At 44.5% G+C, this 11,615-nt stretch carries 8 protein-coding genes; 2 read left to right on the forward strand and 6 right to left on the reverse strand.

Annotation, left to right across the window (positions count from 1 at the left end; all coding sequences use genetic code 11):
- Window positions 1–198 precede the first annotated feature (198 nt).
- Window positions 199–2,214: a beta-galactosidase gene (locus AC1DSE_RS20420; protein ID WP_477510156.1), complete on the reverse strand. Its 2,016-nt coding sequence runs from the start codon at window positions 2,212–2,214 to the stop codon at window positions 199–201.
- Window positions 2,215–2,559: 345 nt separating this feature from the next.
- Here AC1DSE_RS20420 and AC1DSE_RS20425 point away from each other — a divergent pair, with 345 nt between their 5' ends.
- Window positions 2,560–4,803, forward strand: a complete 2,244-nt coding sequence (locus AC1DSE_RS20425; protein WP_477510155.1) for an AraC family transcriptional regulator — start codon at window positions 2,560–2,562, stop codon at window positions 4,801–4,803.
- A 222-nt stretch (window positions 4,804–5,025) separates the two neighbouring features.
- Window positions 5,026–5,763, forward strand: a complete 738-nt coding sequence (locus AC1DSE_RS20430) for a class I SAM-dependent methyltransferase (RefSeq protein WP_477510154.1) — start codon at window positions 5,026–5,028, stop codon at window positions 5,761–5,763.
- A 676-nt stretch (window positions 5,764–6,439) separates the two neighbouring features.
- Here the strand turns inward: AC1DSE_RS20430 and AC1DSE_RS20435 are convergent.
- The 5 genes from AC1DSE_RS20435 to map form a co-directional block, all read right to left on the reverse strand.
- Window positions 6,440–7,315: a pentapeptide repeat-containing protein gene (locus tag AC1DSE_RS20435; RefSeq protein ID WP_477510153.1), complete on the reverse strand. Its 876-nt coding sequence runs from the start codon at window positions 7,313–7,315 to the stop codon at window positions 6,440–6,442.
- A gap of 266 nt (window positions 7,316–7,581) precedes the next feature.
- Window positions 7,582–8,637, reverse strand: a complete 1,056-nt coding sequence (locus AC1DSE_RS20440; RefSeq protein WP_477510152.1) for an ABC transporter substrate-binding protein — start codon at window positions 8,635–8,637, stop codon at window positions 7,582–7,584.
- 25 nt (window positions 8,638–8,662) lie between these two features.
- Window positions 8,663–9,526, reverse strand: a complete 864-nt coding sequence (locus AC1DSE_RS20445) for an ABC transporter permease (protein WP_076268378.1) — start codon at window positions 9,524–9,526, stop codon at window positions 8,663–8,665.
- Entirely contained in the window at window positions 9,526–10,320 is a 795-nt protein-coding gene (locus tag AC1DSE_RS20450; protein WP_477510151.1) for an ABC transporter ATP-binding protein, read from the reverse strand. The genes AC1DSE_RS20445 and AC1DSE_RS20450 overlap by 1 nt, the downstream gene beginning before the upstream one ends.
- Window positions 10,321–10,850: 530 nt before the next feature.
- Window positions 10,851–11,603, reverse strand: coding sequence for a type I methionyl aminopeptidase (gene map / locus AC1DSE_RS20455; RefSeq protein ID WP_477510150.1), 753 nt, complete (start codon window positions 11,601–11,603; stop codon window positions 10,851–10,853).
- Between the last annotated feature and the right edge of the window lie 12 nt (window positions 11,604–11,615).

An 11,615-nucleotide genomic window follows, 5' to 3' on the forward strand; every position in this document is an offset into this window, starting at 1 on the left:
CTGTACGCCGCCCCTGTTTTGGGAGAAAGAGTAAGATTGCAAAGTCAGTGAACGAATTAGCGAAATGAACAGTGAACGATTTAAACTTTTATGTATTAACAAGCCATTTCACACGGAATAGGCGTCAAAAAAACCACAAGATCGTCTGCTCGAAGTGTCATTCGAGACGAACGAAATCGTGGTTTTTAGAATCATTGCTTATGCTTTTTGCAAAATCATAACGCCATGCGGCTCTATTTCTACCGTTCCACTCACCTGACGATTAGTTAATAGGTCGAAATAGCTCACATTTTCGAGAGAAATCGTCGATTGATGGCTGTTATGGTTCAAAACAAACGTATATACTTGATCCCCTTTAACTCTCTGTGCGAGTTCTACACCTGCTGCCGCTGTGAACGGAGCAACAATCTGATGTTTTGCACACAACGTTTGGATCAGATCCGCTAACAGCTTTTGTTCCGGCGCTGTAGCTACGTAATAGGCTTCACCTGAACCAAATGCGTTTACCGTCAGCGCTGGCATGCCCGCGTAAAAATCTTTGCCATACGTCCCGATTGCTCTCGCACCCTCAAGATGAAGAAGATCACATAGCAAACCGCACTCATACGTTCCTGCTACATGGCCAAATGCCTCGCCAATTTCAACACTATTGCGCATCTCAGGCAGCAGGCTGTCAATCTCCTCCACCCATAGTCCCAGCAAATTGCGGAGCTTGCCCGGGTATCCGCCAAGCGTAACCAAGTCGTTCTCGTTGACGATGCCGCTAAAGAAGGTGGTGATGAAGGTGCCTCCATTTTGTACAAACGCTTCAATTCGCTCAGCAACACCTGGCTTTAACATATATAGCACGGGAGCAACAAGTATTTTGTATTTGGAGAAATCGCTCAGCGGACTGAGCACATCGATCGCCACATTCTGATCGTAAAATGCTTTGTAATACTTTTGCGCTTGATCCAAATAATTCAGGTCAACACTCGGTCCGCTCGTAATTTCTACCGCGTTCCATGTATCAATGTCGAACAATAACGCGACCTCGGCATGAACCTCTGAATCAAGCAAACGATCGCCAAGTTCATCAAGCTCACGCCCGAGCGCAGCACATTCACGAAATACTCGCGTATCCTCGTGACCAACATGCTCGATAACTGCACCATGATATTTCTCGCATGCCCCGAATGAGCGGCGAAGCTGGAAGAACATAACCGTGTCAGCGCCATGCGCAACGGCTTGATAGCTCCAAAGCCGCATCACGCCGGGACGCTTTAAGCTATTATAAGGCTGCCAGTTTTGCTGGCTCGGTGTTTGCTCCATCAGCATGAAGGGCTTGCCGTCCTTTAAGCCGCGCATATAGTCATGGCGCATCGCCACATTGCCCATAGGCTCATTCATTTGCGGATAGCTGTCCCAAGAGACAACATCCATCGCTTCGCCCCATTTTTTCAGATCAAGACCGTTAAATAAGCCCCAAATATTCGTCGTAATCGGAATATCCGGCGTAACCGCCTTCAGCTCCGCATATTCAATTTGGTAGCAGCCGAGAATAGAATCGGACATAAATCGCTTGTAATCAATCGCCATGGGCTGGAAATTACGGTTATCTCCGTTTAAATTGGATGGCGGTACGATTTCCTCCCATTCATAGACGGTGTGTCCCCAAAAGCTCATATTCCACTCAGCGTTCAGCCGCTCAATCGTCTCGTATTTCACCTTCAACCATTCGCGGAATTCCGCCGCACAGCTGCTGCAATAACAATGCGTGCCGTATTCGTTGTTAATATGCCAAATGAGCAGTGCCGGATGATCTTTGTATCGCTCGGCTAGTTTACGCGCCAGCTGACCCGATAATCTGCGATAGGTCTTGCTGTTTGGACAAAAGTTCGTACGTGCGCCATGCGTGCGCTTCCTTCCGTCCACATCAACAGGCAGCACATCCTCATATTTGCGCGACATCCATGCCGGCTGTGCAGCGGTTGATGTGGCGAGACAAGCATAAATCCCATTTTCCGCGATGAGGTTCAGCAGCTTGTCCAGCCAGCCAAAATCATACGTATCCTCCGATGGCTGCAGCTTCGCCCAGCTGAATACAGGAAGCGTTACTACATTAATTCCCGCTTCTTTAAACAGACGCATATCCTCATGCCATATCTCCTCCGGCCACTGATCCGGATTATAATCTCCTCCATACCAAATCTGCTTCAGCTTCGTATTAATCATATCTTCACGGTCCCTTCTGCCATTAGCGTCGAATTCCGTGACATTCTAACGGATAAAGCACCCCGTTGTCATCCAACTTCCAGCGTTTCGCCGATAAGTTCACTGTGGTTTATATTGTTCACTCCATAAAATCAAGTTCATTCACCTTCATTTATTTGGTTCATTGCACCAAGCTGCAAGTGAAGATTATAATGTTCCTTGTATCAGCGAGCTGACTAGTGAAATATTCAAACTAATTCCTAAAAGGCACACGATCAACGTTTGGCTATATAGGGAAGCGCTTACGCTAATACAGTTAACCATGTTAATTCCAAAATGTTCTACATATATAAAGGGGGAGCCAACATGCCAGCTGTTCAATTGAAAAACAACGGAAAACTATACAGTAAGCTGCTGTTCACGATCACTTTGTGCATCGTGCTTACTCTAATGGTATCCTCCTTGTTTAATTTCTTCACTTACATGCAGATTGACTTGAAGAAAGCCTACCAGTCAGACGTCAGCAATCTAACCCAAACGAGTAAAGAAGTCATCAGCATGACCGAGAGCGCACAGTCCCTCTCCTTCCAAATCTATCGAACCTTCAGTGTCTCTAAGCTAATGTTCTACAATGACCCTAACATCTATGATGTTACAGCAGCGATGAACGAATTGAACAACTATTTGAACTCTATGCCGTTCATTGAATCCATTTATGTGTACAATTCGGCCAATGGCTTGTTTTACACTGCCAGCCGTCAAGCCGAAGGGGGCACGTTCAATAAAGAGGAGCTTGCGGATAAAGGGATACTTGATATTCTCGATAACTACCAGGAGTATCGTCCGTTCACGCCTATTCCGAGAACGTATAAAACGGTTAACCTCACCGGTGAGCAGTTAACGAAGGCTTATACCTATTTAGGTTATGATGCTATCGGTCGAACGCAGACGATTAATTCTGCTGTTATTATTAATATTTCTTCCGCTTGGATCAACAAAGACATTGGCGTCAATAAGAGCGACAGCGAGGGTAAATCCTATATTCTCGACAATCAGAACCTTCTGTTATCCGGCGATACCCTTTTACCTAAAAAACTAAGCAACGAGGATAACCGCATCATTAATGAAAAGATTAAAAACAAAGAGTCCGGTTATGTTGTTGCCGACTTTGACGGAAAGAAGTCTCTTATCTCGTATACTTCTCCCGATTCCTTGGACTGGCAATACGTACGTGTGACACCATACAAGCATGTAACTAAAGCTATTTATTCCATCCGGAATACAACGATCATGATTGCTGTCATTATTTTGGTCATCGGCTTATTCATTTCATGGCTGCTCTCTCGTATGCTGTATCGTCCTATTCATCAAATTATGAATAAGATGAACATTCTCGAAACAGAAAAACGCAACAGTTCCTATACCATTAGGCAAAATATGCTGCGCAGCCTTATCCAAGGCTCGCAATCGCTGCAAACGAACGCACAGCTGCAGAAGCTGATGGTCAGCGGAATTACTTTCGACTTCCATGCGCGTTACCGCGTCGTCCTCTTAAAAATTGACGAGCTCGCGGCTCTGAAGCAAAATCGCGGCGACGATCTGCATGTCTATAAGTTTGCCATTATGAATATCGCTTCCGAGATTGCTCATAACGATTATCGCGTAGAAACCGTCGACATGGATGCCGATTATGTCATCATGCTTCTAGGCCGGCCCGACGAATCCGATGAGCTTGATGACGAGATGCTTCGAAACATGCTTGCCAAAATTCAGCGTTCCTCGTTGGACTTTTTGAAAATTGGTCTCTCGATTACGTATAGCCCTGAGGCCTTTCAGGCACAGCAGCTCTCTACCCATTACAAGCTGGTGAAGGAAGCATCGCAGCACCGTTTATTCTATGGTCTGGGCTCTTTAATTAACGGACAGGATATCATATCTCTGAAATCGAAGGAATATATCTTCCCTGCTGACAAAGAGCGGAAATTGACCGATGCCTTAATGACCTCAAAGACCGAGGAAGCCAAAAAACTGTTTGCAGAAATCGTGCAGGAAACGGCGCAATATCCGATCCATGTCGTTCAGCTCGCCATCTCGCATCTAACGATGACCGTCAACAATATTTTGTTCACGATCCAAAAAAACAACAGCTTGGACGTTGAAGCAAGCCTAAGCATCCATATTCCAACACCAGATCATTTTGAAACGATTAATGAGCTTAATGAAGTTTTCTTCTCCTTGTTCGATGACATTCAAATGAAGCTTTCAATGAAGCGCTCCACCAAACAAGGTGATCTAATTCGCAAGATTAACGATCTTATCCAAAAGGAATACGCGAATCCGAATTTGAGCCTGAACTGGATTGCTGATGAATTAGACATGTCATCCATCTATTTGAGCCGGGTATATAAGCAGCAGACGCTTGCTACTATTGTTGATGTCATTAATAATGTACGTATGGAACGTGCGAAGGAGCATTTGGAGAATACCGATTTGTCGATCGTAGATATCGCGGTAAAGAGCGGCTATACGAGCAGCTCCTACTTCCACCGAATGTTTAAGAAAAGCTTTGGCGTAACGCCTTCCGATTATCGTAAAACGAAGCTGGGTTAACACTTTCTGCTCTCTGCGAATAATCGCAGCACAGTTAGATTACTTATATTGTACCCCTTTCCTTTGCTTTATGTAGAGCAGAAAGGGGTATTTTATTATATTTGGCTAGTAATGCGTGATCTCAACAAAGAGCAGTAGTGTAAAGCCAGGTTTATTGATAAATGAGTAAAGTTCAGTTAGCATGTTGGTGAAGGCTATTTTAGTATATGGGGGTACAATGGAATGAAACAAAATAAATATGATGATTCAACTTTCTTCTCACAATATAAGGAAATGGCTCGTTCCACCCATGGACTTGAAGCTGCGGGAGAGTGGCATGTATTCAAATCCTTACTGCCAGACTTAAGTGGTAAAAGCGTGCTTGATTTAGGCTGCGGCTTCGGATGGCATTGCCTCTATGCTCGTGAACAGCAAGCAAGCTCAGTCGTAGGTGTTGATATATCCGAGAACATGCTGCAAAAAGCTCGGGAGCAAACGAATGACACCGCCATTACCTACATACAAATGCCGATTGAAGATATCGCATTCTCAGATTCTCAATTTGATATCGTTATCAGCTCATTAGCTTTTCACTATATCGAATCCTTCGAGACCCTGTGCAAAAAGATACATGCTTGTCTAAAGCCGGGAGGCTCCTTCATTTTTTCAGTAGAGCACCCTATATTCACTTCCCGTGATGAACAAGATTGGCATTATGATGACCATGGAAACCGTCTGCACTGGCCAGTTGATCAATATCAGTCAGAAGGCTTACGCAAAACCTCCTTCCTAACCGATAATGTGATTAAATATCATCGCACCGTTTCAACCTATATGAACGACGTGATTAGCGCTGGCTTTGAGTTAAAAGCTATTAAGGAACCAATGCCTTCAGAGGAAATGATGAATAACCCGCTGATGTTTGATGAGAACCGCAGACCGATGTTCCTGATTATCTCAGCGCAAAAAGCTTCCAACTAGCATAGAAACTTCGCATCTATAATGCGACTCAATCGCCGATTGTTTCGATTCTTCGGTGTAATGGGCGCTTGAATTACGTTGGCTTCACCCTATCGAGCTCAGATGGTGTTGTATACACAATATTACGTTCAAACGTGTGGAAAATCGCCGCTGTATAAGCGGCACATTGTTGCTAACGAACTCAGACGGCGGAATTTGTGGCTTTTAAGACCAATTTCTTTTCTAACGAACTTAAACCACGTTATTTACACAAAATTACTTTCATCTGTGCGGAAAATCGCAAAATAAGCAGCGCTGAGTTCGTTAGATTGAAAAACAGGCAAATTTATCGCAAATAAGGTGTCTGGTGTTCGTTAGCCGATTGTAGAATTCAGAGTTCATCTTTGAATGATAATGGTTGGCTCTGAAGCATTCGTTTTGCAGATTGCGTCGTGTGGTTTGTGGTTTGCGGTTTGTGGTTTGTGGTTTGTGGTTTGTGGTTTGTGGTTTGTGGTTTGTGGTTTGTGGTTTGTGGTTTGCGGTTTGCGGAGGCAATTGTTCCATCGGCAACAAACCAATTAAAAGTAAAATGGCTGCCTAACGGCAGCCATTCGTATAATTAGGCCAACCAGAATCTTATGGTTGGCCTTTTTAATATAAAAGAGTGCAATTGCACACTTAGGCATTCGTTCATTTTCTATGCTAACCAGTGTGTTGGACGAGTAAGGGTCGGCGGAATTTTTGTATCTGCATTCCCTTTGGCAGCGTTAAGCTGAAACTGCGTGAGAAAGAGACTTTTTGAGAGGTTTGCACCACTGAGGTCAGCGTCTCGAAAATCAGCTCCGATAAGGTCAGCCGCTCTAAGATCGGAATCTCTGAGGTCCGCAGCAATCAGATAAGACCCTCTTAAATTTGCTCCGATAAGATCAGCACCTCTAAGCTTAGCTCCAATGAGGTCGGCGCCTCTTTCGTAGGTCTTCTTACGGCCTCGAGTGTTACTCTGCTTATTCGCACGAATGGCTTTCTCGCGTACAAGCTCACTTGCTTTAAGAAGCAGCTTGTTGATTTCCAAACGATGTGCTGACACATTCAATTCCACCAATGAATCCGGGCTCAGGCGAGTGAACCGTTCTGTTTCTTCGAGCATAAATCTAAGCTCATCGTGAATCGATTGTGTCGTTTCCAGTGCAAGCGCCTCGTTTAAATACCAAAGCAGCTCATGGATTTGCCGCATGACCCGGAATACCTCGAACATTTGCTCCGCGGTATCTGGTACCTGCCGCCAATCTTGTCCGTTATAGGTTACCTGTGAAACCTGTTGACCAGCTCCAAAACAATCGTAAACTGTACAACCTTTAAATCCCCGCTCCCTAAGACTTTGATGAATGCCACAGCGAAAGTTCGATTGCAAATTGCTGCAGGGCTGACCGGCGTCTTTATCGATCGCAAAATCTATAGAAGCTGTGAACGGCAATGAAACACAGCATAAACCAAAACAATTCTCGCAGTCAGCGTGCAGACTGCCTCTATCCCATTCAGGAATGGATTGTGAAAATTCGTGTATCACAGACAAAGCAAGACCTCCTAACCAATACTTGGTGCAGTTAAATGAACTTTTATCTATATAAACAGATTGTTTTTATCCCAGTTCTTATATCCTATTACTGTAAATTCCTTCAGTCAATACCGACAGCGGCGCATGTGCACGGAAAAAATCATTTAAACTAAACTTTACCAAATTATTTCAAGCTTCTTATCGAAAAGCTATATTCTCACATGAAAAAAGGATGCAGATCACGGTAACGTGTCTGCATCCCTTTCTATAAATCTATCCACTTATCATTTACCAGGCAAAAACTCCGTCGTAAATATCTCCTTGGCGTCGAACTTATTTTTGAGCAGCCCTAGATCAGCAAGCTGATTGATCAGCGTCGACCAACGTTCCTCTGTCATATAGCCAAATCCATGCTCAGCAGCATCCCCGCCATAAACAAACTCCTTCTGAGCTTGATCCTCAAAATCGATCGCATCAAGATCAATATTCGGATTAGCTGCATGAATAGCGGCATTCACTTCCTTAGAAGTATCCTTATATGACATCCAGCCCTCGGAGAAGGCAGCCACAAAATTTCCAACGGTCTCTTTATTTTTCTCCAAATACTCTTTTGTGACGAACAATACTACATTGTATGGATTATAACCAGATTCGGAAATAAGCAATGTTTTTGTTTTTACGCCTTCCTTCTCCATGAAGAACGGCTCTGAAGTTAGGAATGCTTGAGTGACCGATTCTGGATCAGCAAGAAAATTGACATGCTGGCCAGTGTAGGTCATTTCTTTTGCTCCGCTCAAATCATATTTGCTCTTCAAAAAGTCCCAATACGTAATGCCCGGCTGAATAAATACGGTTCTGCCATTGAGGTCCTCGAAGCTATTTACCTCTGTACTTTCTTGAAACATGAATGCTTGCGGACTGCCTTGAAGCGCCGCTGCTACGACAACCAAATCAATCCCCTGATTTTTAGCGATAACGATTTGATCCGCATGAGCAAGACCGAATTCCGCTTTTCCAGAAGCGACGATTTGCACAGCTGAAACCTGCGGGCCTCCCGGCTCTAACGTAACATCAAAACCATGCTTTTCAAAAATCCCCTGCTCCTTGGCCGCATATACACCGCCATGCTGTGCCTTCGGGAACCAGTTCAGAACAAGCTTTGCTTTCTTCGTTTCTACAGGAGCTTTGGGCGCTTCTGTAGCAGCCGTTTCTGCAGTTGGTGAATTCTCTGTTGTACTTGCCGGTGTGTTATTTCCAGACTTCCCTCCACATGCTGCGAACAAGACCATCATTAGCGTTAGCGATAAAGCAACTCCCCCGAATTTCATCCATTTTTTCATTTTGTCTCTCCTCCACTTTTTCTATTTATTTTCTTGTCTTCATCGCGGACTCATGCCATGAGCCCAGTACTCGCTTAGCGATCATGCTGACGATGAGATAGAAGCTGATGCCTAAAATAGCTGAAGCAATACCGCAAGCAAATAAAAAAGGTGTTTTCATCTGTACAGCAGCTATCGTAATGGCGTATCCGAGCCCGCCTTTGCCGCCCCCGATTCCTGCAACATACTCCCCTACAATGACTCCGACAATCGATAGGGTACACGATATTTTCAAACCAGCCATGATGTAAGGCATTGCAGCAGGAAGGCGAAGCTTCCACATTTTTTGCCACTTTGATGAATTGTAAAGCGTGAACAACTCATCCATATTGGAATCCACTGAATTTAATCCCATTAATGTATTGGAGACAACAGGGAAAAATCCGATTAAAAAGGAGATAACGACGATAGAATTGTAGCCGGCGCCAAACCAGATCACGACAAGCGGCGCTACAGCAACAACGGGAATGGTCTGAAGGATAATGGCGTATGGATAAATGCTTCGCTCCATAATGAGTGAACTGGCAAGTAAAATGGAGATGAAGATACCGATCACCGCGCTAAGCAAAAAGCCTACTACCGACTCCAAAACAGTAATGCGCACGGCTTCCCACAAAATAGACCAGTCCTCGATTGCTGCTTTCAACACATCCGTCGGTTTAGGGAAAATAAAAGGTTTCATGCCAAGCCAAGCAGGAATGAGCTGCCAGAGCGCCATTACAAGAACAAAGGCCACAATCGGTCCTAGATAATAATGTTTGAATGTATATCCAAAATTTCGGCTTGTTTTCTTCACAACAACTGGCGTCTCAAGCTTAGGCTGCAAGGTTTCAAATGATGAGATCGACATTAACCCAGCTCCTTCCGATGAGTGCCATGCTCCAAATAAGTTGAGGCCAGCTCAACATATTTACCGAAATCCCGCTCGGTTCGCATGCCAAGCGTCCTTGGATAAGGCAGCCGCACATTAATTAAAGCAGATAATTTCCCAGGACGTGCCGACATGACGGCAATCTTGGAGGATAGCAGAACCGCTTCAAACACATTGTGCGTCACGAACAAAACGGTCATTTTCTCACGTTCCCATATATCAAACAGCTCCATTTGGAGGGTTTGCCTTGTAATTTCATCAAGCGCTGCAAAGGGCTCATCCATGAGCAGAAGCTTTGGCTTCGCTGCTAAAGCGCGGGCAATGGAAACTCGCATTCTCATGCCGCCGGAAAGCTGCCTTGGATATGCTTTAAAATGGTCCTTTAAACCAACCATCTCCAGCACTTGTTTAGCCGCTTCTTTATTTTCTTTCATATTTCCACCTCTGAGCTCCAGAGGTAAAATGACATTGTCCAGCACAGTGCGCCACGGCAATAAATTAGCTTCTTGGAATACATAGGCAATATCGTTCGACTCACGGATCAGCTGCTTCGGTTCCTTGCCATTCACCAGCACACCACCAAAGGTTGCCTCCTCCAGCCCTGCTACCATTCGAAGCGCAGTAGACTTTCCACAACCAGACGGCCCTAGAAAGCTGATAAATTCTCCCTCTTTTATGGAGAAATGAACATCACTTAACGCGATGGTTCCAGTATTATATATTTTACTTACATGGTTAAAGGCTACGATTTCTTTCCCTGCCGCATCATTCACATCGTCTCCCCCTTTTTCGCTTAACAATCGTCAGATGATATTGGTTTTTATGTTAATTTATATGACATATTATCATTCGAAATACCTAGGAACAATAGCTAAGTTAGCTAAAATTGGGCGCACATTATTGTGCAATCCAAATAAAACTAACTTGAATGCGTTATATTCATGGTGATCATAAAGTCATTTATGTTAGAAAACCTAACTTAAACTGACCATTTTTATAAAATGCAAACAAAAAAAGTGATCATCCAAAAAAAATCAGATGATCACTTCTAAATAATTAGCAGCATGAACATGTTCACYATTTGCGTTGATTGTGGAGATGGACAAGCTTTCTTTTCCACTCCTCTTCCCGCTCGCGTTCCACAGAAAAGAGCTCTTTATTCATGACTGCTTTGGCATTATCATTGAATGTAAGTGGCGAACATTCAGCCAACGCACGAAAATAGGCAAACTAAAAAAGCCGAGCAGCAGTTAGATCCTGCACAGGCTCGACTTTTGATTGTGGTTAGTTAAAATTAATATCATTATTCCCAGCGGGTCAACACGATTGGACCTTCCTTCGTAATCGCCACGGTATGCTCAAATTGCGCCGCCCAGGCCCCATCTCTAGTCCGAGCCGTCCACCCATCCTGTGCTATATATACGTCAGCTCTTCCTGCTGTAAGTATCGGCTCTATCGTTATCACCATGCCTTCTTCAAGCAAAATCCCCTGACCAGGCAAGCCATGATGCATCACCTGAGGAAATTCATGCATGCTTCTGCCGATGCCATGACCAACAAAAGCTGTTACTACCTCAAAACCAGCTCTTTCCGCTCTTCTTTGAATCGCGTATCCGATGTCTCCCAGTCGATTGCCTAGCACTGCTTGCTTTATTCCATCTTTTAACGATTGCTCTGCTGCAAGGAGCAGCTTTTCTGTGGCCGTATTCGTCTTGCCAATCGCATAGGTCCATGCTGAATCAGCCTTCCATCCGTCCAATTCAGCCACCATATCAATCGTAACAATATCACCGGCTTCCAGCGGCTCAGAGTCTGGAAAGCCATGGCAAACAACCTCGTTAACGGAGGCACACGTAGCAAATGGATATCCTTTATAGCCTTTCTGCGCCGGAGTCGCCCCTCGATCCAGCATGAACCGCTCAACAAACCGGTCAATCTCCTGCGTGGTGACACCCGGCGCTATCCGTTTCGAGAGCGCTTTGTGACAGGCAGCGACAATACGGCCAGCTTTACGAATGCCCCGAATATGTTCCTTTGTCTTCAAATCCACTGCCATGTGTGTACGTAC

The sequence above is a fragment of the Paenibacillus sp. 01L418 genome, assembly GCF_056400045.1.

What these genes read in the sequence shown, in the direction of transcription:
- AC1DSE_RS20420 (WP_477510156.1), bottom strand. Translation starts at nt 2,214, where the DNA reads ATGATTAATACGAAGCTGAAGCAGATTTGGTATGGAGGAGATTATAAT.
- AC1DSE_RS20425 (WP_477510155.1), top strand. Translation starts at nt 2,560, where the DNA reads ATGCCAGCTGTTCAATTGAAAAACAACGGAAAACTATACAGTAAGCTG.
- AC1DSE_RS20430 (WP_477510154.1), top strand. Translation starts at nt 5,026, where the DNA reads ATGAAACAAAATAAATATGATGATTCAACTTTCTTCTCACAATATAAG.
- AC1DSE_RS20440 (WP_477510152.1), bottom strand. Translation starts at nt 8,637, where the DNA reads ATGAAAAAATGGATGAAATTCGGGGGAGTTGCTTTATCGCTAACGCTA.
- AC1DSE_RS20445 (WP_076268378.1), bottom strand. Translation starts at nt 9,526, where the DNA reads ATGTCGATCTCATCATTTGAAACCTTGCAGCCTAAGCTTGAGACGCCA.
- map (WP_477510150.1), bottom strand. Translation starts at nt 11,603, where the DNA reads ATGGCAGTGGATTTGAAGACAAAGGAACATATTCGGGGCATTCGTAAA.